Raw genomic sequence first — 24,483 nt, 5'->3', positions numbered from 1 at the left:
AATCTCTCCGACCCATTTACAAAAAAACCTGTATATCCACTATTCCCGCAAATAGCAAATGCCCTACCGGAAATTTCGGTAAGGCAGGATGCTAAACGGGGCAAAAAGTTGCACCCCTTCAATTTCAAGGTGCAACCGTGAGCGTAATCTGCCGGTTAACACCCTTTTGTTCTGAAGAAGTGCTATTTGTTGCAGCGAAGGTGACTATATAAGTTCCGGCTTTTTTGAAAATATAAGTATATTTTGACAACCTTACATCTGCGACTTTCTTGATAGTTGTTCCTGCGTCGGGCTTAACCGTTTTAAGGTCTACCGACGTGGTGATCAACCAATCGTCATTATCATCATTATTGACACCAGGGCCCGGATCAAACGTGATCGGGTAAGCCGACCGGATGGCAATCCCGTTACTATTCCTTATGCTGTCTGCTGTGGAAATATTTGCGGTCCCCACATTCCAAGCGTTATAACCAACATAGCCGTTGGCTGAGGTGCCGGGGAGCGTGTTGTTCTTGATACTAACCTGTACCCACCCCGTATAGGTGAATGCGGAGCCGGTAGGAAGGGCTGAACCTAAAAACGGCGCTGCAAACAACGGCGTTACGGTGCCGTCCGGCAAAATATTACTTAAGGCAAGATTCTGGATTTGCCATTTGCGCTGCGCTGCCGCGGCATATTTTTTACCCAGGAAACGAAAAGCAATATTAACTTTATCTGCAGTATTAAAATCAGAAATATTGATAGAGTCTGAGGTCGTATAAGCTGCGGTAAGCGCCGTAGGCCATTTAGCGTTGCGAGCCGTAATATCGGTCCAGGTAGCACTTTGCACACTTGCCGCATCATATCCCTTCAAATTCGTAGAGACCATCAGTCTTAACGAATCATTATTTACCAGCACCCCTTGTTGCATAGCAGACTGGAAGACCAGTTTATTAGTGCCGGCCATTGACGCCCGGCCTTTATTAGCGTACCTTGCTCCTGCTTCACCGGAATAAAAGACGATAAAGTCGGGGTTTCCGCTTAAATTAAACGTAACCGTATCACCCACCTTATAGGTTTGCTTAGTCGTAGTCACGTCAAATTCCGGGCTGACTACTTCATGTTTATTACAGGCGGCCAGCGTAACTATCAATATTACGGCCAATCCTGCTTGAGTTATTATTTTTTTCATTTCTGTTTGCTTAAAAGAAGCCGGCTTTTATGGACAGGCTTCGTATTTACAATTGATTAATGCTATATCTCAGCCCTTTTGATTACCAGCCTGGATTTTGTTTCAATGCAAAGTCCAGTGCCATCTCCGATATCGGAATAGGGAAATAAACATACTTGGCCTGGTTTGAGAGGAAATTACTGGCAGCAAGATTTGCAGCAACCTGGTAACTCGTCGGTATGCGCGTCGCATTGTCGTTCAGCAGGTTTTGCATGGCCTGCCCTATTGTTCCCCAACGGATCAGGTCCATTCGGCGCAGCCCTTCAAAACAAAGTTCACGCGAACGCTCATCCATAACATCCTGCAAACTGAAGGTCGTATAATCTACTCCGGCTACGGGCGCGGGAGTAGCTACCGGATAACCAAAGGCCCGCCGGCGAACCTGGTTAAAATAGCCTATGGCAGTAGCGCTTGGTGTCCCATTCACTTTCAGATCGGCTTCAGCCGCCATCAGTAATACATCCGCGTAACGAATGATCGGAAAATTGCAGGAAGTAAAGTTTTGTTGCCTGGCTGGCGGCAAACCTACCTCATACTCCCTTCTCCATTTACCTACCGTCCGGTCACAGACGGTCGGATAACCTAAACCGGGATTGACAACATTAATCGCCGTAACTTTACCGGCTGCAATACTGGCTGTTGCCGTCGCTATATTGGCCGCTATCGTAACCGCCTGGGTGGTCGCTGTGTTGGTCAGGTAAGAAGTAAAAGAAATAGCAGGCGCGCTCGTATAGCCGGCGCCGGGATTATCCACCACAATTGAGGTGATCGAGCCTGCTGCGGAAGTATAGGCGGTGGCGGTAGCACCGCTGCCTCCGCCACCGGTAATATTTACCGTTAGCGTAAAATATTTAGTCGTTGTAGCATCTTTGTATAAATAAGGGCTGATCGCCCAGTCCCGGCGCAAATCCCCCGCTCCATATAAATTATACAGTTTTGGTAATGCCCTGTAAACACCGGAAGAAAATCCGTTAACAGAAGTGAGCGAGGCATCGGGACAAAAAACCCCCATATCGTTCCCCAGGTGTTGCGTAACCAGGAAAGCGCTGGAGGTATAAGTTCCGCTGGTATTCGATTTTGATAAAAATGCAGCCTCCCATATCCCCTCGGCCGTATTCTTATCATTGATATTGTTTTGCATATTGTTAATAAACAACTTCGCATAAGCTGGTGTAGCGGGATATTGCGCCAGCGGTGCCGTATTTAGGCTATGTACACCCGAACTGATCACTTTTTGGGCCCACTGCAAAGCATCTTTATACTTGCCCGTGTCATTTATCGGGTTACCTGCCATACTCAGGCAAACCCTGGCCAACATGGCCTGCACAGCGGTTTGGGTAATAATTGTAGGGCTTTGCGCCTGGCTCATGGTCTGCACCAGCGGCTCGGCCTGCATCATTTCTTTAATAATATAATTATAGATGTCTTTCGCCGGTGTCCTTGGCATGTTGAAATCGGTGCCCATCTCCGAAGACACGGTTGTTTTTAAAGGCACATCTCCAAAATTGCTGACGAGTAAGTAAAAATAAAACGCCCGCAAAAAAATCGCCTGCCCTTTTATATTGGCTTTTTTAGTTTCATCCATGCTAATTTTATCGATGCCGTCCAGAATTACGTTGGCATCCTCGATCCCTTTATAAAGATTCCGCCAGAACAAAAAAACATTATTTTCTGAACTGGGGATATTGTATAATTCCGTTAAAACGGTGGCGGCAGTGACCCCGCTACGGAAACTTTCATCGGCACCTGCTTCCAGATAGCCCCAAAGCCCCTGGCCATATAATGGGTCCTGCTCCAGGGCGTTGTATGCGCCGGCCAATTGGTTAGACAACTGGCTTTCGGTCGTAATACTGGTCGGGTAAAAAGTCTTGGGCGTTAAACTCAGGTCTTTTTTGCATCCGCTGCCCGCGCTGACACAAAGAATAACGACCAGGCTTATGATTGATTTGATAAATTTCATGACGTAATAAATTAAAAAGTAGCGTTCAATCCTAAAGTAACTGTGAAATACCGCGGGTATGGCGTGTAATCAAATCCACCAACCAGCGCTGTGTAAGTACTGCTGGGCTGGATAAAGGTATTCCCCGCGCCGCTGCTGTTGGTGCTGCCGGCCTGACCGCCAACCGCACTGTTAGCCGGATTCTGCACACGGAAAGTTGAAACTTCCGGATCGATACCCGAATATTTCGTCAGCGTGAAAATATTCTGCGCCGAACAGGTTACCCGCAGATCAGCCAGGCTTAATTTTTTACGGATTTTCTCCGGAAGCCGGTAGCCCAGGGAAACCGTTTTCAAACGCATAAAAGAACCGTCCTCGATAAAGCGGGAGGATGGGCGGGCTCCGCCGGTATTGCCGATATCCCCTTTAATATTGTATACTGCCCGTGGAATCTCGTTGCTCGGGTTGGTCGGCGTCCAGCGGTCAGCGTATGAAGCGAATTGGTTTCCGTTAAGAAAATAACCGCCTGTACTGTTGAAGGCCGCATTGTTAGCGTTGAGTACCTTATTCCCGTAACTCCACTGCATAAAAACATTCAGGGAGAAGTTTTTGTAATCAAAGTTATTGGATATACCACCGATGTGGATGGGTATTGGGCTGCCTAAGGTCACCTGGTCACTGGTATTAACCACACCGTCCCCGTTCAGGTCAGCATATTTAGGGTCGCCCGGCTGTACGGCTGCCGAATAGGTCGGCAGGCCATTTTTAAGCACATAGGTACCATTAGACAGTTTGTTAAAATCGCCGTACTGGTAAACACCGTCAAACTTGTAACCATAAAACTCCGCAATGGCGCCCCCGGTCTTAGCGATCCAGGCATAGTTTAATCCGGCGGATCCGGCCAGGCTCCAGGTACTCTGAATGGCCTCTACCCCATTATAAAAGCTGCCGATGCGGCCTTTATTAAATGAAATATTAAAATCTGTGCTCCACCTGAAGTTTTTATTCCGGATATTCACCGTATTCAAGGTAAACTCGAAGCCTTCATTTTTCAACTCTCCTGTATTTTGGAATTGCTGGGCGCCTGAGGAAGTACTATAGCCGGAGAAAGCAGGTATCGTTACGTTCAACAGGAAATCGCTGGTTGTTTTATTGTAATAATCCATCGCCACATTGATGCGGTCATGAAAAAAACTTAAGTCAAGGCCAAGGTCCAGTTCTTTACTCGTTTCCCAGGTAAGGGCGCTGTTGCCGTAGAAAAATGGTACCGTCCCTCTTGTGTAGGTGTTATTCAAAGGGTAACCGAACTGGCCCACGGGCCCTGCAAACTGGGCCAGGTAGCTAAAATCGCCCACCCGGTTGTTCCCCACCGCCCCATAACTCACACGGAACTTACCATAACCCAGGAATTGAAGCGGTTTCTTCAGAAAGGGCTCTTCTGTAAACCGCCAGGCAAAGGCACCCGATGGGAAATAACCCCACTGATGCCCGTAGGCGAATTTTGATGAACCGTCGGCCCTGGCGGTGGCCGTAAAGAGATAGCGGTCACTGATCGAATAATTCACCCTGCTCAGGTAGGAGTATAACTGCCATTGAGAACTGCTGACCGTAATGGTGCTCGGGGTACCCGCCCCCATGCTCAGGATACCAAAATCCTGTGAAGAAGCCGGGATATTGATTGCCCGGTAAAATGTGCCATAGGTATTGGCGTATTGGTACGTGAAACCCGCAAGCGCGTCGAGGGTCTGATTCTTCCCGATCTTTGTCTTAAATGTCAGAATGTTCTCGTTCAGGTAATTTTTATTGTAGACATAATTATTTTGCCCGTTAATTCCATTGGCATTAGCGATAGCGCCGGCGCTGTTGGTAAAAATATTACCTTGCTGGGTGTTGGAGTTATAAAAATATTCGGATTTAACCGCAGTGCTGTTGTATCCTCCGGAAATTTTTAGTTTAAAATGGTTCAGGAAGGAATACTCCAGGAACATATTCAGCATCCCGGTATTATACACATTCACCCGGTGCTCATTCTCCGCCTGTACACGCGGATTGATCAGGTTATCCCCCAACCGGGTACTGGCGTTGCCATTATTAAATTCAGCCAGGTCAAGGCTGTCTATCGTTGCGTTCAACAGGTCCTGGTTCCCGTTGCCGTTTACCGGCCGGTACTGCCACATTGCCTGGATCACCCCACCGCCGAAACCGGAGGCCGCAATAGAGTTGCCCGCTGGTATGGTGCCGTAATTTTCCGAACTGGAATAACTCCCGGTGAGCCCCAGGCGCAGGTTTTTCCTGATATTTTGGTCAAGCGTAAGTTTCCCGTCATTCCTTTTCATGCCGGTATTGATGATGATGCCCTGTTGCTTATACATGGACCCGCTGATGGAGTAGCGCGTATTCGCGTTGCCGGCGCTGATATTCAGCGTATGGTTTTGCATTTGTCCATGCTGCAGCACCTGGCTTTGCCAGTCGATGCCTGGTATATCTTTATAAGAATCAAGCGTAAGGCCTTTGGCCGGGTTGAGATACAACTGATGATTGATCGTAACCGGCGAGGCTGGTGTGCTCCGGTAATCATCAAGCTCGAGTTGTAATTTCACAAATTCATAGGGGTCCATCACTTTCAGGCGGCGCACATCCTTTTGCATACCCAGCGACATGGTATAGGAAACGCGCGGCGGCCCTTCTTTACCCCGCTTGGTATTAATAATGATTACCCCGTTTGATCCTCTGGCACCATAGATAGCAATGGATGAAGCATCTTTAAGTACCTGCAGGCTTTCGATATCATTGGGGTTGATGGAGTTGATATCCATGTTTTCGATAGGGAAACCATCGATAACGAATAAGGGGGAGGCATCCTGCGTTACCGACGAACCGCGAACGGTGATCTGTGAGGTAGCGCCCGGCTGTCCGTCACCGGAAATAACGCTTACGCCGGCTATTCTTCCGGCCAGCGCATCAACATATGACGCTACAGGTGCTTTTTGCATGTCGGCCACATTGGCAATACCAACCGCCCCGGTCAGGTCTTTTTTAACAGACTGCCCATAACCGATGACCACAACCTCGTTCAAACCCCTTTCTTCCGAGACGAGCGTTACATTAATTACAGGATCGCTCCCGATCGCTATTTCCTGGGTAGCATAACTGACAAAAGTGAACACCAGCGTGCCTTTTTGTTCGGGTACGGTGATACTATAAGTACCATCCTTTTTGGTGGTAGTGACAATCTGGGTGCCTTTAAGCCTCACAGTAGCCCCAAACAGCACCTCATCTTTATCATCAGTTACCAGCCCTCTTAACTGCACCAATTTCTGCGGTGCGCTGGTAATTTCTTCCTTTTTTTTTAAAGTAATAAACTGGCCGCTGATCACCCAGGTTAAATTTCTGTTCTTCAGCAACACATCCATAACCTTTGAAAGCTCCGTCCGGCTAAAGTTAACGTTGATCTTTTCATCGTCATTCAATAAAGAATTAGAATAAAAAACAGTTAAACCGGTTTGGTCTTTAATGGTTTTAAATACCTCAGAAAGCGTAACGCCGTTTTTCTGAAGGGTCACGGGCGAGTTTTGCTGTGCATAAGCCTGGGAGGCACTACTGACGAACAAATAGATCAGTAAGCAAACAGCTGCCCGGAAAATGGGTAAAGTTTTCTTCATAAAGTTTGTACTAATTGGTTATATAAGTGACCGGTATTTCTTCTCAAAGGGGTGAAAGAAAAGTAAAAAAATAATATTTAAATATTTCAGGCCTATTTTGTGCCGGATTTGGTTCCACGATGACTGATCTTAAACACCCATACAGGCTGCCCGGCAGATTTACGAATCGCCGCAGCAGGTATTTCCAGCAAAAAACCCTGCTCACTTACTTTTCGTTTGATCGGTTTCGAATAACCCAGTAAGGTAACCGTTGCGTGCCTGTCCATTACCGGCAGCGGCATCCATAGTTTTTTCGGCAATTCTTTTTCCTGCTCTTTGGGCAAATAGGACTGATAATGAGCCGTACCTTTTGCAGTAAAGGCCCATTGTCCCTGCCGATAAGGCGCAAATGGTTTGGTACCATAGATCGACTCCCCGTTTACAGCGATCCATTTACCAATTTCCGTAAGCCTGTCATAAGCTTCCTGATGCCATTCCCCGTCGGGGCCGGGACCAATGTCGAGCAACAGGTTCCCGTTCTTGGCTACGATATCTACTAAAATTTGTACAAGCTGGCGTGCTGGTTTATAATCCTCGTCTTTGATATACGACCATGACTTACCCATCGTCATGCAAGTTTCCCAGGGCGAAGCAATATAATGATCCGGGATCTTTTGCTCTGGGGTGAGGTAATTGACATATTCAGGCTTCCCATGGCGGTCCACGATAATGATCCCCGGCTGATCCCGGCGGGCCATATCCACAATGCCGGACATATCCATATCCGCCCAACTGCCATCGAACCAAAGAACATCCAGTTTGCCGTACCGCGTCGACAGCTCTTCCACCTGGTTATAGGTAAAGTCAGTAAACCGTTTCCAGCGCTCAGGGTATATTTTCCGGTCATAGCTTTCATTCCTGTCCTTCGGTGGGAAATAGGACCACCAGTAGTCCTGGCTATGCCAATCGGGCTTGGAAAAATACGCGCCTATCATAAAATCCTTTTTTCTGAAAGCTTCAAAAACCGAACGGGTCACGTCAGCCTTTGGGTCGGCAGCAAAAGGCGTAAGTTTACCGGTTACTTTGTAGTCGGTATACTTTGTATCGTACATGCAAAAACCGTCATGATGTTTAGTTGTAAAAACGATATATTTCATTCCTGCGTTACTGGCCGCAGCCGCCCATTTGTCCGGGTTGAAATGAACCGGATTGAATATGGTCTGCAGGTTCTCATAAGCCCGTTTATAGGTGGCCCAGTCGGCGGCGAAAGGACCGGTGCGCTGGCAAAATGACCGGTCTTCCGGACATAAGGTCCAGGATTCCACAATGCCCCATTCACTATAGATACCCCAATGCATAAACAGGCCAAATTTCAACTCCTGCCACTGTTGCAGCCGGTCTCGTACCTTCGTGTCGGCCGGAATCTGGTAGGTCTTTTCAGGGTCATAAGCCTGTTGATTCTGGGCACGTGCCGCTGGTTCTCTCGCCAGCGCGGAGACGACCACCGCAGTGACCATGAAAATACAATACTTCATACGTTCAGTTAGTTTTGGGTCTTTATTATTAAGCATATCAGGGATCAGGTTAACGGGCAACGGCTTTCAAAATAAAATCAACGATTGGCTCCGGATTGGGTAAACTATGCGGATGGTGATGAAATCCCGGTTTGTGGATCACCGTGATCAATCCGCCCTGTTCTTTTACCGCCTGCTCAAAAGGCAGGGTATTTTCCTCCATAGGAACGATTTCGTCCGCGTCACCACAAACATGCAACATCGGATATCCTCCTTTAACGATGGCCCTGACCTTGTCGATCGGGCTGCCATGAAAATCCGCGATAGCCGCTTCGGTCAACAACTGGTAATCCGCGATAACTTTTTGCCAGTCGGCCGGACTTCCCGGGCCACTACCTTTACCACCGGGCCAGCTTTTCAGGTCAAGCACGGGATTGTCCGCATAAATACAGGCCACCTTTTTAGGATTCCGAGCCGCCCAATTATATACATAAACGCCACCGCGGCTCATCCCTTCCAGCGCAACTTTTTTGCCAAGCCCTGCTTTATGCAATAAGCCATAAAAGGCATCCCACGCTGCAATCGCCTCTTTATTTCCGAACAGCTCTGCCACATCACAATAAACCAGGTGAAAGCCCCGTTCCAGCAAGGCCACATCTGTTTGGGGTTCATGTCCCCAGAAGCGGGCGCGCCAGATCCAGGGGTGGCCTGGAGCCGACCACCTGGGGCAGACCACTTTGCAGTCGCGGCCGGCGTAAACAAAATCAGCGCAGGCATACCCCTGGAAAGAGGTGATATGCTTTGTTACGGGGATCTTTTCAAATAGATCGAAAGTGGTGTCCCGGTCGGCTTTGATGAGTTCGTACAGCCTTCGGGCAATAGCGGCATAACCTTCAGCATTTGGATGGATCTTATCGGGCAACAGGGAAGCCTTATCTACGAAAAGGGAATGCAGATCGATCACTTCTAAATTATTTTGATAGGCTACGTTTAAAATATGCGGAATGATGACTGAACGGATCACCCGATCATAAATATTGACACTGTCTGTGGTGAAGGCGGTGATAGGTAATAATAAGACAATTCTCGGGTGGGTTTTCAATTCAGCAAATGAACGGATCAATTCCTGCAAATCCTCTTCAAAGTCGTCAAGATACGGCCGGTTGACCGCTTTGCTGTCATTGGTGCCCATTTTAATAAAGACCAGGTCAGGCAGGCTCTGTAGCGCCTGCTGGTATTTGGCGGCCCGCCAGTACGGCTGATTACCCTTTTTCAATAAAGTGGCACCACCTACCCCGAAATTATTGACCTCGTATGCATTACCAAGCAGGTTCTGTAATTGAGCCGGGTAAGATTCCTTCCTTCCGTCGGGCACTCCACCGCCAGCAGTAATACTATTACCCACGCAGGCGATGCGGATCTTCTTTTGCCCCATAACCGTCGTTACCGTGGTCAGTAAGGCGAATACTAAGATAGCAGCTATAAAAGGTCGTCTTTGGTTCATATGATCAAGTGTTTTATCATGGTTTTCCATCATCTAATACCTGGTAGGCGGCCGGCTTTAACGTGGGCTGTACACTCACTTGTTCTTCCACCTCCTTGTAATGGTTTCGGTGGATCAGCAACTGCGATGTACTGGTTCCCGAGCCGCCGATAACGATCGCACTTTTGGCGATATGGAAGGAGTTATCTTCTATAATCAGGTCGGTCACCGAATTAGGATCATTACCCGGCGAGGTGGATATATAGCTAAAATCCCGCAGGCGGTTTCGCCTGATCAGGCCACCAAGATTCATGCCGCCTCCCCCGTTACCGATCAGGTTGATATGCTGATACCCGGAATGTCCCCGGTCTCCTGTGCCGAACCAATGGCAATAATTACCATTGCTAAAGTCACAGTTAACGATATCGACATACCAGTTGGGCTGTTTTCCGCCGTACAGTAATGAGCCGCGGCTGACGATCCCGCTGCTCCGCTGCATTTTCAAACCGGATATCACGGCGTTTGCTATCGAGCCATAAAACTGGTAAGCTCCCGCATCCGTTACCTCATTGTCGATATAAAAAAGGTTTTTCCTGACGGTCGTAATGCTGATGTAGGAAGTGGAGTCCGGGTCGACCAGGAATGGCTCATCCAACTGCAGGGTATCCAAACCATGTTTGGCGATCCTTCGGTATTGCCCGGCACCTTTTCCCGTGAGGATGAATACGCCGCCGCCAATCCATTTATTGGGCACCCATTGGTTGCGCAGCCCTTTGGGGGATAGGACCAGTGTATTTCCTTTCGCCGCACTTATCCCGCCGCTGTAGCCGCCGCTGCCGCCATCAAGGGTCATAGATTCCCGGTCGTTGGTATAATCGAAGGGAGTAGTGTTCCGGGCTTCATACAGGTTATAACTTTCATCTATTGTGGCTGCGTAACCAAAACCATCAGCCTGCCTTTCACAATCTTCAAAGATCAATCCTTTGGGATGAACGGTCATATAGGGTTGATTGATCCCGGTGTTACGGCGGGTGAACCTGCAATGCTGTACAAAACCGCTGGCTGCCGAAAAAGAATACATCCCGGTCGAATTGAAGTCGCAGTTGCGTACCTTCAGATTACTGCCATGCAGAATGATACCGGTCTTGTTCCATCTTGTATTAAGTTCCGCTTCAACCGCGTCGCGGTTGGACTTAAGATAATACATAAAACCTCCCATTTCCGGCGTCTGTCTGACTACCAGGTTTTCCAGCGTCACATCGCCCTGTTCATTGAGCGGGCCAGCCTGCATGATGATACCCCACGCCCGGGTAGCCCATATATTCAGATTTTGTATCGTGAAGTGGTGTGAACCTGTAAGGAGGCTGCCGGGTAATTCGTTCGTGTCCCAGTTCAGCGGGTTCCAAAAAAGCTGACTAAGTGTTGCCGACTCTCCTTTGAGGATCGTATGAGGTGAAATAATGAGCTCTCCGGTCAGCATATAACGCCCGCGGGGAACTAACACGGTACCGCCGCCATTCTTATCTGCGGCATCGAGCGCCGCCCGGAAAGCCGCTGTTTCGTTATGTACCCCATCGCCTTTAGCCCCAAAATCCAGTACGTTAAATAATTTAGCCTCGGTGGCGTAAACCGGCCTGTTGATCACGATGACTGCCAGGGGTTCACTCCAGCCCGTTGTCCCTCCCTGGCCATTATGGTAATACAGTTGATACTTCCCTGTTGGCGCATCGGTAGGAACACGCACCTGCACGGAATAATCATCAAAGGTTTTTTCCAGATTAAGGGTAACCATTTTCCCGCCGCCCTCCGGGATAATAACGGCGCGGCCGGTATAGCCTTTTCGCAAAAGGTTTTTGCCCTGGATACGGAGATAGTCCCCGGTTACGGCCTGTTGTCCTTCCTCGCTGATCACCCAGTTAACCTTTGGTACGTTCACATAAAAGCTCACCTGCTCCGCTCCCTGGCTGACCAGGTTAACGCTATATATGCCCTCCTGCCAGCCCGGAGGAATGATAAACTTCAGCGACTGCCGGTTTTGCTGCAATATGGTAACGCCTACCGGTTTTTCTGTCATCAGGAAGGCTGATCTGCGCCCGGTACCTTTCCAGTTGGGTAAGTGGTCCTCATGTGGCGCCGGGGTATAAAAAGGCATGGCACCGGCCACCTGGTCATCCTTCAGCCGGGATACCCTGATTTCCTTTACCTGGTCCATGTATTCCCCTTTTACCATAACCGCATCGCCCGGACGGGTCTCCGCAGTAGTGACCTGGAACAATTTCGGAGCTGGCCTTTCCTGGGCTGCGGCAGTAAGGCAGCAGGCGAACATTACCGGCAGAAACCATTTTTTATTTTTGTAGCTGTGATTCATTTTAGTGGTTTTTTATTTTCCGGATAACCGTATTTTTTCATAAACGCAGGGATTGGGGTATCGAAATAATCCTGCAGGTAATTGTCTGTACTTCCATTAACCGGATCGTCTATGGCTATCACCTCCAGGTTGTCTACCCCTACGGCGGCATTCGTAAATTTGAGCGCCACATTACCATAGGTGATCGGGTTGAACATATCCACACCCTCCAGGAGCTTTTTGTGATCGAAGTAAACCTCGTAGGTGCGGTCCAGCATACGTACGGAAAGGTGGTGCTGCCGGCCGTCCAGGTAACCGGGCAAAACAACGGTTTTGGTAAGCGAGGTCTCGCCCGTGGCCACCTTTTCAAACACCAGCTTATTACCGCCCCTGAGCGTGATCGCGTAGTACCTGAGCATTGAACTGTATACCGCGATGTTCTGATACCTCATTTGCAGCAGGAACTCCGAACCGGAAGGACTGTCTCGATCAAACGTCAGGTCGATACCCACTTCGTAATCCGTCCACTTTTTGTCGCCAAGAAAATAAGTACCGTCGCCTTTTTTGCGCCAGTACCGGCCACCGGAACTGTCGTAGGGCAGCTGAGCATAAGTGATATCCGCCCAAACCGGGTTGGTCACCGTTGCCGGAAGGTTAGACATGCTGCCATCGTTAAAGTTATCCCTTAACAGCGTTCCGGGCTTCACGGGAATGGGGTCCTTGAAATTTTTTTCAGGCGGTATGTACTGTTCTGTATATTTAAAATCCCAGTCCGAAAAACGCGCCCGTGCTTCATCAACAGCCGCCTTCGGGTCTGCAGAGGGGAACTCCTTCCCTGAGCAGGCATACAAGCCCGTCATCATGCGTGTACCCACGTTGGCCATCACCGAAGCGCCCTTCATCCAGGTGCCGCTGTCATTTTTATAATAAGCTGTAAACACCTTTCCCTGTCTGACCAGTTTCAGCATCATCGGAAATGCCAGATGCGCAAACCGGATATAAGAAGTCGGCTCCCGTTGATTTTTGCGGTAAAACAGGAGGATATCCCCTGTCTGACTGGTTTCCAGGTGTACATTGGCAGCACTCCGGTCACTGTCCGTTCGCATCATGATACCGGCAGCACCGGTATTCAACCCATCTATCGTCACGGTGATCGCCAGTTCAGAACAATCATCATAAGGAAAGGCCCGGAACTGATAATTGAAACTATAAAAATCCTGCTCGAAATAAGCATGCCGGGTATTACGGCTCGTGATGGTCATTTTATTTTTATCCTGCACCACCGCGCCTCCGGCATGGGGGCCAAAATTGGTGAACTGCCAGTCAGCGAGGAGCCCCCCAGCAGACGGTTCCTGTTTTCCATTTGGCTGGGCAAAGGCCCAAGCGGTATTCAACAACATTACCGGTGTCAGCCACCAGTGCATTTTTTTTATCATATTGGCATCAATTGGTTTTCCGGATAAACACAGGTACCCGGTCCCGATTATACTGATGACAGATTCCCGGCTTAAACAGGGTTAAACCGATCCGCCTTATTTTCAATTTCCCAATGGCCGCACACTAACCAGCCCGCCAAGCCCTGCTTTCGATCCGGGCTCGGCTTCAATCAGGATACTCAGCAGCGCTTTGTTGGGGACTGCCGGAAAATTAATATTCAGATCTGCCGGGGCAGCGTCTGTCTTTGTTGCGATCAATTTACCCGACAGCCAGACCTCCGCTTTTCCCGTCAGCTTTTGGATCACGATCACCCCGCCCGAACGCCGCTGGGCCTCATATGGTTGAAAAACCGTGCGGTAGACCAGGTAACGGCCGCCGGTCAGGTCCTGTAATTGCCCGGCTGCCACCGGCGCCCAACTGTTCATATCATTTTCATCAATCTGTTTGTTAGGATCAGGTCGCGTGGTCGAAACAGCAGACATGCGCCATTGCTCCAGCTGAAAAACAGGTTGTATAACCGGGACAAAGGGAATGACTGGCACCTCCCGTACGGCAACGGCACTCTCGGTACTTTTCAGTCCCTTTGACCGGGCTATGATCCGGACCGGGAGATGACTGCCTTCATCAGCCTGAATAATTACTTGCGCGAGCCCGTTGAACAATTTACGGGTATTCCCTTTTTCAGCTTCGTGAGAGTTGGGATCTCCGTTACCCAGGCCAATGATATGCCCTCCTTCGACCTCAAATGACACAGGCAGGTTAGCTGTCGGCACCGCACGTCCCTTCCGGTCAAGCGCCTGCACGGTAACCGTCATCGCATCCCTTCCATCGTTGGCCAGTGCCCTTCTGTCCGGTATGAGTTGCAGGCTGACCGGTTCGCCGGTGGTCTCGGTTCTGAAACGTGCAACTTCCCTGCCTCCTCTGAAGCCGACGGCTTCAAGCTTACCGGGCTGGTAGGGCACTTCCCAGGTGTTCATCTCGTAAGGATCGGCTTTTTGTCCGCCGAGCGCTTTGCCGTTTAGCAATAAGGCTATGGAATCAACATTGCTCAGGGCCATAACCCTGATCTTTTTGCCGGTCATACTAACCGGCCAGTTCCAATGCGGTACCAGTTGCAGTACTGTGATATCTTTTCGCCATTGTGCCTGATGTTGCCAGTAGGCTGTTTTAGGGAAACCGCATTGATCCATCGCCCCAAAAAAAGATCCGGCTGAAGGCCATTTGAACGGAGTTGGCTCGCCACGGTAATCAAAACCCGTCCAGATAAACGCCCCGGCCAGGTAAGGACGTTCCGCAATGGCCTTCCAACCTTTCCGGTGAGTAACACCCCATAACGCGGCTTCACTATCGTAGGCATCAATGATATTCTTACTTTTATCAGTGACATATTCACCCCGGGTCTGGAATGCCGATACGTCTTCCGTACTGGTCAGTTTCATCGTTGGGTTCTCCTGATGAAAGCGATCGTAGGACCCGATCTGGTAATTAAAACCTACCACATCCACCGCCTGGGCAACATTGACCGGAGCGAACAGACCGCCGTTCATTGCCGCTGTGACCGGGCGGGTGGTATCAAGATCCTTTACGCGCGCGTTCATGATCCTTACCATTTCGTAACCGTTTTCCGTCCCCTGCATAGGCTCTTCGTTGAATACCGACCACAATATAATACTCGGGTGGTTCCTGTCCCGCCTTACCATCCATTCCAGTTGTTCGATATTTTCCGGCGCTGTATTAAAGTTCCTGTTCTCGTCCATCACCATAATGCCCAGGCTGTCGCAGTCATTCAGGAACTCGACAGATGGCGGATGATGCGAACAACGGTAAGCATTAACGCCCATTTCTTTCAGTTTCTTTAAACGGAAAGTGAAAAGGGCATCGGGTAGAGCGACCCCCACGCCGGCATGGTCCTGGTGATTACATACCCCCTGTATTTTAACATGTTTGTTGTTGAGATAGAATCCGGAGTCGGCAGTGAACCGGATAGTGCGGAAACCGCATTTGGTACTAAGCTCATCCACCATATGCCCATCCTGTAATAAGGTGGTCTTTACGCGGTAAAGTGTCGGTTTGTCCAGTTCCCACAATACCGGATCCTTAACCTGAAGCGGTATGGAAACCGCTGAACGGTGTAGTGGACTGACATTCGCCCGGGTTTCCCCACTGGCTACCTGAGTTCCTTTTTGATCATAAACCGTGACACGAACGGTCGCACTTCCGCTTGACTTTCCCGTGTTGGCCAGGGTAACCTCGGCAGGTATATCCCAGTTGCCGTCCGGTCTTTTGACCGGATTGGCGTATACGCCATCCGTAATAATATGCAATGGTGAACGCTTAACCAGCCAGGCATGCCGGTAGATGCCGGCGCCCTCGTACCACCAGCCCTCATGGGCGTTGGCATCTACCCGGACGGCGATGGTATTAACCTCGTCTCCGAATTTTGCCAGGGCGGTAATATCTATATAGGACGAAGTATAACCGCACCAGTTGCGGTTGACCAGGGTACCGTTGACCCAAACGGTGCTATAGGTCGCGATACCATCAAATTGCAGCTCCAGTTGTTTGCCTTTATCGGATACCGGCAGTTTAAAGGCCCGGCGGTACCAGCCGTAGCCCCTGGGATGAAAGCCCTGCGCCAAATTTTCTGTTGAGTCTATGGGTTGTTCAATGGCCCAGTCATGCGGTACCTGTACGTTTTTCCAGTCCCGGTCATCGAATTCCGGGGCCGCGGCTCCGGTAGCACTGCCTGCCTTCGATGTGATATACGCCAGATAATGCCCGTACGCCGCGGGGAAAGGGATATCCCCTAAATGAAACAACCATCCTTTATCCAGGGATAAACGTTCCCGGGTATAAGTTTGCCCGGCGGCGGCGGTAAGTTTCAAGGCCAGTAGCACCGATAACAGAGCGGGTAATAATGTTTTATTTTTCATTAGATCGATCATTAATAATTAAAAAGGATGCGGGGGCGCCGGAAGATTGCCCGGTTTTCAGGGAATATTCACATGATTTTCCATACTATTTATCCCAGTTATCCGTACGGAACGGATAAACAGGAAGACCATCACTGTTATATAAATTCAACGGTTCCGGGTCATTAGCCCAGGCATAACGTACAGCTACCGGTTGGGGTATGTCTTCAGAAAACACCCGGACGGTCCGGCCATCGATCAGTTCTGCTTTCGCGGGGCGGAACACCTTATCTGGGCCGGCGATCGTAAAGCCACTGATCCATTTGCTGCCGTCCTTCAGAACAAGGCCATCGCCTGTTTCATTAAAAGTGATCTTCACATGGTCGCCCGCGATGTCTGCACTTTTAAACACCGGGCTTAACAACACGTCCCGGTGATAGGCCACCCGTAAGGCGCACAACATCAACCGGTAGCCTACATCCTGTTTATTAATCGGGTGCAGGTTATTGCCTTCACCAACGTCTATAGCTGACGCCATAGCCGTGTTGGGCAACCTGAGCGCCATGGCCTGTGCCTCGCGCAGAAAAGCCCAGGAGTTTCCGGATGGGTCAGCCGGCTGCTGGTAATTTGCCAACGATACATAAATAAAAGGGAAGTCGCCCTGCTGCCAGTGTTTGCGCCAGTCGGTGATCAGGTTCTGGAACAAACGCTGATATTGACGGGTGCGATCTATATTTGCCTCGCCCTGGTACCAGATCACCCCCCGGATGCCAAAATGGGTCAACGGGCTGATCATGCCGTTATACAAGATTGTCGGGTAATCATTCTTCTGCATATCGAGCCCGTGCGCGGGAAATTCCGATAGCCGGAATTTCCAGGTGCCTTGCAAACTGATCTTTCCCGAGGCAGTCCTGACATACATCTCTTCCGGTTTGCCGCATAAGCCGCCGGTACCGCTCCTGTTAACAATCCGCACAGCGAGGATATTTTCACCGGCTTTCAGGAACTCGGCCGCTACACGATAGGTGCGGTCGCCAACGCTCACCGTACTGCCGATCTGCTTTCCGTTCAGATAAGTGATATCGTCATCATCGATACGGGACAAGTGCAGTTCGATCTCCTGATGGGTGTCCTCCTCTTTCAATATAAATTTCGTTATGCTCCAGCCAACGCCAACAAAAAGCGGGTTCCAGGCTGAAGGTACCTGAATATCCATCCACTGCCGGGTATCGAAACCTGGCTGCGCATAGACCGCCAAACCTGCGACCAGCCCCGCGTCCTTAGCCGGAAGATCGCCATTTAGTCGTGTGATCTCTTTCACCCTGTCCGCCTTTTCCTTTTCCAGGTCCAGTGCACGCAACTTCTCTGTCTGCATTTTAAAATCCGGATCATTGAGCATATTCTCCGGACTGGCCCATCGTTCGATCATCGTACCACCTACATTACTGCTGATCAGGCCGACAGGCACTTTTAATTTCTTGTACAGTTCGCGGCCAAAGAAATAACCCACTCCCGAAAATTTCCTGACGGTAGCCGGTGAACATACGGCCCAGTGTGCTTCCTCAACATCATCCTTTGGAAATTGAGCGAGCGTTTGTGCAACAGAGAATAAACGGATATCGGGCAGATCCGCTCCCGCGATTTCCTGCTCTGCATTTTTTACCGTCTGCATCTGCAGCCCCATATTGGACTGCCCACCGCATATCCAAACTTCGCCGATCATTACATTCTCCAACTCGATCCTGTTTTGACCCTGGATGAGTAACCGGAAGGGCCCCCCGTAATTCATGGCGGGCAATTTACACAGCCATTTGCCGTCCGCTCCAGCGGTGACCTTTACCATCTTTCCCGCGATCCCGACACTAATCTGTTCGCCTGAATTGGCCCAGCCCCAGACCGGGATTGGTATCCCCTGCTGTAATACCATATTTGAACTGAACAACCGGGGCAGGCGCACATCGGCCATCGCCGGTACCAACCCGGCAAAAAAAAGCGGAACAACCGCCAGAAAAACCCTTTGGATGTATTTCATATTCATATTTACCTGGCTTTTGGGAAAACGGATAAACGGAGCCTTGTACTGCCATAGGGCACTAGCGTGATCATCGTCGGGCTGCCTTCGGTCTCAAATTGGCCGGGCCGTGGTAAAGACGGTGTATAACGGCCGTCCTGTAATAACCAGTCCTTTACCATTTTTGCAGGCACCCTGATCTGTACAGGCGAACCGCCGGGATCCAGCGGGTAACTTGTTCCTTTTCTTTTTATCACCTGTATCCGGGACCCGCCATCGCTGTTGCCGACATCCAGCATATAGTTCCAGTTGCCTGCAGGGCGGATATCAAGGGCAGGAAAATTACCATCCGGCGATCTTTTACCGCCCAGGTTAGCGTAAGTAACTGTATCAACCGTCACCTTTTCGGGCACAGGGAACGCATAAAGCAAAGGCCCCCGTTCCACGGCCTGCCCGCGACCGTCCCAGTCGGTGAGTTTCGTTTCCATGGGCAGATCAAGCGTGATCACGTCGTTTTTGGTAAACTGCCTTTTCAGGATAACGAAGGTCCCCGGCTTTAGCTCGCCTGTATATTTTTTACCGTTAATATTCAGCGCAGGTCTTTTGCACCAGGCGGGTATCCTGAATGTAAAAGATACTGCTATAGGTTTGGCCATGTCGAAATTAAACCGGATACGTTCTTCAAAAGGATAGGCGGTCGTCTCTGTAATATGAAATACTTCCTTACCCGTATTTACGGTCTCGACAGACGGGCCGTATAAAGCTGCAACGGGCTGCCCTGAAGCATCCCGCAACCACATTCTTGCTACATAATTGGGCATGAAACGATGTACATTACCGGCGCAGCATTCGGTCTCATGGCAGGGCCAGTAGGCCATCCAGGTAGAACCGTGCTGAAAACTGTTCTGATTTGAATTGCCTGTAGCGATCACCTGGTTCACGCTGGAGAAATATTGCAGGTTTTTGAAATCTTTCGATACTGCCCCCGGTCCCGCATTAAATATGGCCTTTTCGATATGATCGGCCCAGGTGGCGTTTCCGGTAACCATCAGCAAATAACCCGTCGCCCAGGTATAGTCGGTAATATCACAGGTTTCATGGCTTTGCAGCGGGTCTTTGTTATCCAGGTGCTCATTGGAACTGGGCACTCCGTCGGGCAGCATATTATCACGGTCGAGTTTATACATCGCGTTGAGCGCCGCATCAAGGTATTTCTTATGGCCCGTAAAACTGTATAAGATCGCCGGGAGTTTCACCATTTCCATATAGGACACTCCATGCGTATGCATGCCTTTCGGGGACAGGCAGGAATCCATGTTCAGTGCAAAACCGCCTAAGGCATAAGCGTTTTCAGAAAGCTCCAGCAGTTTGCGGTCCTTTGTTTTACCATAGGTCCATAAGGCGCCTTCAATATTTACGATCGCCCGGTTAAAGCTTCCAAGTTCGGCGGGGGTATAACTGAGGTAGTGCCGGTGCAATGCTTTAACGATACGCTCATCCCCAGTCGCCTGGTACTCGGCCTGCATCGCTCTGAAAAAAACAGCTATTGGCCATTGGCTGGTGAATAATTCAAAACCCAGTCGCCCGTCCGCACGCGGATGATCCAGTGTATACCGGATACCCTCCTTTGCTTTATTGACCATGGCGGTATCGCCCATGAGATAGCCCAGGCGTAATAACCCGTCGGTATAATAAGCGGTCTGCTCATAGCGCCACCAATTGTCCCCGTGATCCTCACCAATGCGTTTGATTTCCCCCGCCCACAAACAGGTATTATAAGGATAAGATAATACATTGGGATGCCCCGTAAGACCGGTACGCTGACGGTTCAGGAATTCGGCCAGCCAGCCTTGCGGCTTACATTCCGTAATCAGCGCTTCATGATATTGTCCGTAAGGCGCAGGTACTTCGCGCCCATTGGCTATGGGTGCGCTCTTATCAGCCAGCATGCCTGTCAAAATGCCGGCCATGATCAGCATTCCGGCTAACCAGGTGCAGGTATATATTTTGCGTTTCATCATAATATAGTAATGGCGATGTTAACTTTGTGCTGATCAAAAACTAAAGGGACGGCCTCCAGGCCGGGTACAAAATTGAATACCCTTCCCCCGTGGGTTGGGGCTATTTTAAATGGCGCGCTGCTGACGACCCGGATGCGGGAAGCACTTTTTTTCACCTCCAGTTCACGGTCAGAAATAACGTTGACTATTTCCTGGCCGGAAGCGATAATGGGTAAAATATACTTTATGGTTTGATCTGAATTGTGCGAAACCTGGATATTTACCAGATCCTTGTGAAAACGATATTCTGCATGACACAAAATAACATCTGGTGCAGGGCCCTGCTGTTCGCTGTTCACCATTTTTGATGCTGTTTTAAAAGCCAGTTCACCTCCGTCTTCCTCGTAGCTGACTTCAGCTTTCAGATCATGAATATTGGTATAATATCCTGTGCCCTGCTGTAATTCAAACCGTGGGGTGAGGCACATGGACAGTTCGTCTTTATTTCGTTGCATATTAGCGCTTTCTGTGAGTTGGTAAACCGTCATGCTGCTGCAAAGGATTAGACCCGCCTTGTTGTGCCAAAGCAGGGATAAGGCACCGCCGCTGGCGTGTCCCGATCTCATCAGATATTCCCGCTCATTAGCCGTCAATGTTGCACGCCAGTTACCGCGAGCGATCAGCCAGGTCCCGATATCTTTAAAAGCCCTCACACCATATTCCTGTTCCCGGGGTAATTGCCGTGTTGATTTTGGTATCTGATTTACTGCAGTTCGCCGGGTGAGTAAAATGGTGAGTGCTTTGCTATGACCAAAGGTATGATGCACACAAGGCAATATCTGATGACTGTGCACATGGGGTCCGCCGTGCAGCAAATCTTCATGGGTACATGCTTTTAGTAATTGCGTATTGCGCAGCGCAGCCATATAATAGCTGTTATTTACATCAGCCATTAAAGCAAAAGCAGGCTGACAACCATCGCTGGTACGGCTGCCCCAGTAAGTCCATTTGAAATTACGGGTTCCCCAACTGTTATCCCATGCACCGTCAGGCAACATAAATTGCAAATGAGCGTCAAGAGATATTTTCAGGATCTCCAGCAGATCATTGTCTCCTATTAATTGCGCATACATGACCAGCGCAGGCAGGGATTCTTCTACATTATAACCTAAATCCACAGAATAACAACCGTTTTCGCTGGGTTCATGATCTGGCCGCCCTTCACCAAACAGGAGGCGATCATGCGGTGTAAGATAAGCCCTGATAGCCTCCGCGAACATTTTTCCTTTTTCCAGGTAACGGGGTTCATTAAAATATTTACCCAGCAGTGCCAGCGCGTACGTTGCCGTTGCGGGGTAATTGATATTACCCGTATTAATGGTAAAATCGTGATAAAGGAATTCCGCGGCGGCTTTCAACCGGGCTTCCCAGGCTGATTTTGTAACATGGTCAAACAAATGCCCGAAACGGGTCAACGCTTCAGCCAGTGTGATGGCTGTAAAGACTGAGATACCTTTCCAGTCACTTACGCTGACTTCATTTACCCAGGAGCCATCGGGGATACTGACATTATGCTCCATCCAACCATAAACCTGAATCGCTGCCTTGAAATATTTCGGGTTATGCGTACGATCTGCCAGATAAAGGAACGGAAATATGGCATCCCCGCAACGCCCATGTACAACAGAACAAGACGGACAGAGAATCCCTCCGTATAAACCCTTTAATTCCGGCTGCTTAATTTGTAATTCTATTAGCCGATCGGCCCATGTCTGGACAAGTTCATCACACAATGTCAGCAATTCATTGCCGCCCGGTCCTGGACTGCCTTGTTTTGCCGGCGCAGCAGGCAACGCACCTTGCCCCTGTGCCGGCACCCGTGTAACGGGAAACAAAAGCCCTGAACCCGCAAGCGCGCTCAATTTTAAAAATGATCTTCTGGAAGGCGATATCATTGGTTGGTTATAATTCAGTTGCCGGATTTATGGGCAACCTTCATCAGAATGACAGGAAAATTGAAAAATTAGGGTTAACCGTATTCAAATTATTTCCCATTGAAGTTTTCATCAAAACACTATATTCTTTTCTGCCCCTTTCAGTGCTGATTTTGAATCTATTCGAATAGAGAAGATATACTGAAAACCGGAAAACCCCGGTAGCATTTTACTCTGCGCCTTGCCGCTGTAAAACTTGCAGATGGCACTATATACATTTGAGCAACACTGATCTTTTTTATTTTGAACGTATATTGCAACCATAAACCGGCATTTTACCGGTCATTGTTTCGGCCTTAGCCATAGAATTTAGCGCTCATGAAGAGAATAAATCTTACAGTTACCCTGCTGCTTTATGGCTTTTGCACTTACGGTCAGCCAAGGGTTATGGCAACTCATACGAGCGACCTTAAATCGTTTAGCAAAGAACTGAGTAGTTACAGAGACATCTTACAATTACCGGGCGTGGCTGTAGCTGTGGTTAAAGACGGCAGAATGATCTACCGTCAGGTAGAAGGTTACGCCAACCTGGAGAAAAAAATGCCGCTGACAGATGATTATATGTTTCAGATCGCATCTGTCACTAAAACCTTTACGGCAAATTTAATGATGCAGTACGAACAGGAGCATAAAGCATCGGTAGAGGATTATGCACTGAACTACCGGTTCATCAATACTTATTTTGGCTGGCCTTACAATGTGGATGCGAACACCCGCATACGGCATTTCCTGAGCCACACATCCGAAGATGGGCCCGGTAATTCTTTCATTTACAACGGACAGCGGTTCAATTATATTTATGGCGTCTTCGAAGCAGCCGGCGGACATGCCCCTTTTACTGATGGCTATTCCCTTGAACTCCAAAAGAGGATCTTTGAACCCCTGCATATGGAACATACGATAGCGGGATTCCCGGACTCACGCAAAGACACCCTGTTTAAACATATTGCGACACCTTACGTTTATGATACACTGAAACGTACGTTTAAGGAAGATACCGTAAATTATCGCTGGACACAGGCCTTCCCCGCTACAGGTATTTTGTCAACCCTGGGAGACCTGGCCAAATACACAACGAGCTACGACGATAACAAACTGATCACGGCTGCTAATTATACAAAAGTAACCACACCGCAAACCTTAACTGACGGCTCAAAAAGCCCTTATGGCATAGGCTGGTTCACCGAAGAATTTGAAGGCAAAAAGATCCACTGGCATTACGGACACGCGGATGCTTATGCTGCGCTGCTTGTTCGTGTACCCGAAACCGGCTACACCTTTATTCTCCTATCCAATTCAAATGCTCCTTCTGATGCGCTTCGACTGGGATCAGGACATATTTGGCAATCGCCTTTTGTGACCTCATTTTTAAAGCAGTTTATTTTCCCGCAAAAAGATCAAAAATATATCAACTGGAATAAAGACTTCGCCAGTATCCCGCGGATGTATGAGCGATCCGGCGCCGCAGGACGCGGTTTATTGATTGAAGAGATTGCCGGGCAGGCACTTTTCCGCCGTTATTCCGAAAAATTATATGGTACCCATAAGGGCGAGTCGGGGCAATTGATGTCATTACTTTACCAGCTTAAGCCGGAGCGGTTTGATCAGTACGATCCCGCGCTGATCTATTTGCTTACCGACTTACAGGATAAAATGCTGGAGTCGCCATTGAAAAAACTGATCGCCGCTTATGAATCCTACGGACATATTCAACCATATGTCGTAATGGATATCGCGCGCTATTATGAAAGAACGGGAAAGCCGGATGAAGCGCTGCGGTTCTACAAAATCCTGGCAGATCATAAGGGATTTGAAACCTGGAACGAAACGATAGAAGCCTGTAAGAAAGCCGGACGGCTACTGCTGAACAGCGGAAAGATAAAAGAAGGCCGGATTTATTACTGGAAAGCTGTAAATAGTATGAAAATGAATGGCTATGATGATAAAGCCATCACAGAGGTCATTAACACGATGAATTAATAAAGATAAAGCCAT

At 49.1% G+C, this 24,483-nt stretch carries 12 protein-coding genes; 1 reads left to right on the top strand and 11 read right to left on the bottom strand.

Annotation, left to right across the window (positions count from 1 at the left end; genetic code table 11):
• Positions 1-124 precede the first annotated feature (124 nt).
• The 11 genes from AC07M6_RS18665 to AC07M6_RS18615 all read right to left on the bottom strand — a co-directional run bounded on the left by AC07M6_RS18665 (position 125) and on the right by AC07M6_RS18615 (position 22,449).
• Positions 125-1,171, bottom strand: coding sequence for a DUF5017 domain-containing protein (locus AC07M6_RS18665; RefSeq protein ID WP_494892047.1), 1,047 nt, complete (start codon positions 1,169-1,171; stop codon positions 125-127).
• An 82-nt stretch (positions 1,172-1,253) separates the two neighbouring features.
• Entirely contained in the window at positions 1,254-3,170 is a 1,917-nt protein-coding gene (locus AC07M6_RS18660; RefSeq protein ID WP_494892045.1) for a RagB/SusD family nutrient uptake outer membrane protein, read from the bottom strand.
• Positions 3,171-3,181: 11 nt separating this feature from the next.
• Positions 3,182-6,811, bottom strand: coding sequence for a TonB-dependent receptor (locus tag AC07M6_RS18655; RefSeq protein WP_494892043.1), 3,630 nt, complete (start codon positions 6,809-6,811; stop codon positions 3,182-3,184).
• A gap of 92 nt (positions 6,812-6,903) precedes the next feature.
• On the bottom strand, positions 6,904-8,385 hold the full coding sequence (locus AC07M6_RS18650) for an alpha-L-fucosidase (protein WP_494892041.1): 1,482 nt from the start codon (positions 8,383-8,385) through the stop codon (positions 6,904-6,906).
• The gene (locus tag AC07M6_RS18645) at positions 8,375-9,841 is read right to left on the bottom strand and encodes a GDSL-type esterase/lipase family protein (protein ID WP_494892039.1); all 1,467 of its coding nucleotides are present in this window, start codon (positions 9,839-9,841) and stop codon (positions 8,375-8,377) included. The genes AC07M6_RS18650 and AC07M6_RS18645 overlap by 11 nt, the downstream gene beginning before the upstream one ends.
• Complete coding sequence (locus tag AC07M6_RS18640) at positions 9,825-12,155, bottom strand: glycosyl hydrolase family 28-related protein (RefSeq protein WP_494892037.1); 2,331 nt, start codon at positions 12,153-12,155, stop codon at positions 9,825-9,827. The genes AC07M6_RS18645 and AC07M6_RS18640 overlap by 17 nt, the downstream gene beginning before the upstream one ends.
• Positions 12,152-13,570 carry a hypothetical protein gene (locus tag AC07M6_RS18635; RefSeq protein WP_494892035.1) on the bottom strand — a complete coding sequence of 473 codons (1,419 nt, stop codon included), beginning with the start codon at positions 13,568-13,570 and terminating at the stop codon, positions 12,152-12,154. The genes AC07M6_RS18640 and AC07M6_RS18635 overlap by 4 nt, the downstream gene beginning before the upstream one ends.
• A gap of 102 nt (positions 13,571-13,672) precedes the next feature.
• Positions 13,673-16,504, bottom strand: coding sequence for a beta-galactosidase GalA (gene galA / locus AC07M6_RS18630; protein ID WP_494892033.1), 2,832 nt, complete (start codon positions 16,502-16,504; stop codon positions 13,673-13,675).
• Between the two features lie 85 nt (positions 16,505-16,589).
• A complete protein-coding gene (locus AC07M6_RS18625; protein WP_494892031.1) occupies positions 16,590-18,515 on the bottom strand; it encodes a sialate O-acetylesterase in 1,926 nt (641 codons plus the stop codon).
• Positions 18,516-18,523: 8 nt separating this feature from the next.
• Positions 18,524-20,515: a beta-L-arabinofuranosidase domain-containing protein gene (locus AC07M6_RS18620; RefSeq protein ID WP_494892029.1), complete on the bottom strand. Its 1,992-nt coding sequence runs from the start codon at positions 20,513-20,515 to the stop codon at positions 18,524-18,526.
• Positions 20,512-22,449, bottom strand: coding sequence for an ulvan lysase-like protein (locus AC07M6_RS18615; protein WP_494892027.1), 1,938 nt, complete (start codon positions 22,447-22,449; stop codon positions 20,512-20,514). Before AC07M6_RS18615 ends, AC07M6_RS18620 begins: the two co-directional genes overlap by 4 nt.
• A 357-nt stretch (positions 22,450-22,806) precedes the next feature.
• Between AC07M6_RS18615 and AC07M6_RS18610 the strand changes: the two genes are divergently transcribed.
• Positions 22,807-24,468: a serine hydrolase domain-containing protein gene (locus AC07M6_RS18610; protein WP_494892025.1), complete on the top strand. Its 1,662-nt coding sequence runs from the start codon at positions 22,807-22,809 to the stop codon at positions 24,466-24,468.
• The last annotated feature ends 15 nt before the right edge of the window (positions 24,469-24,483 follow it).

The organism is Mucilaginibacter sp. GW821-FHT07H05 (assembly GCF_059418485.1).
The sequence above is the reverse complement of the archived record's forward strand: the minus strand, read 5'-3'. Positions and strand labels throughout refer to the sequence as shown.

What these genes read in the sequence shown, in the direction of transcription:
- AC07M6_RS18665 (WP_494892047.1), bottom strand. Translation starts at nt 1,171, where the DNA reads ATGAAAAAAATAATAACTCAAGCAGGATTGGCCGTAATATTGATAGTT.
- AC07M6_RS18660 (WP_494892045.1), bottom strand. Translation starts at nt 3,170, where the DNA reads ATGAAATTTATCAAATCAATCATAAGCCTGGTCGTTATTCTTTGTGTC.
- AC07M6_RS18655 (WP_494892043.1), bottom strand. Translation starts at nt 6,811, where the DNA reads ATGAAGAAAACTTTACCCATTTTCCGGGCAGCTGTTTGCTTACTGATC.
- AC07M6_RS18645 (WP_494892039.1), bottom strand. Translation starts at nt 9,841, where the DNA reads ATGATGGAAAACCATGATAAAACACTTGATCATATGAACCAAAGACGA.
- AC07M6_RS18640 (WP_494892037.1), bottom strand. Translation starts at nt 12,155, where the DNA reads ATGAATCACAGCTACAAAAATAAAAAATGGTTTCTGCCGGTAATGTTC.
- AC07M6_RS18635 (WP_494892035.1), bottom strand. Translation starts at nt 13,570, where the DNA reads ATGATAAAAAAAATGCACTGGTGGCTGACACCGGTAATGTTGTTGAAT.
- galA (WP_494892033.1), bottom strand. Translation starts at nt 16,504, where the DNA reads ATGAAAAATAAAACATTATTACCCGCTCTGTTATCGGTGCTACTGGCC.
- AC07M6_RS18625 (WP_494892031.1), bottom strand. Translation starts at nt 18,515, where the DNA reads ATGAAATACATCCAAAGGGTTTTTCTGGCGGTTGTTCCGCTTTTTTTT.
- AC07M6_RS18620 (WP_494892029.1), bottom strand. Translation starts at nt 20,515, where the DNA reads ATGATGAAACGCAAAATATATACCTGCACCTGGTTAGCCGGAATGCTG.
- AC07M6_RS18615 (WP_494892027.1), bottom strand. Translation starts at nt 22,449, where the DNA reads ATGATATCGCCTTCCAGAAGATCATTTTTAAAATTGAGCGCGCTTGCG.
- AC07M6_RS18610 (WP_494892025.1), top strand. Translation starts at nt 22,807, where the DNA reads ATGAAGAGAATAAATCTTACAGTTACCCTGCTGCTTTATGGCTTTTGC.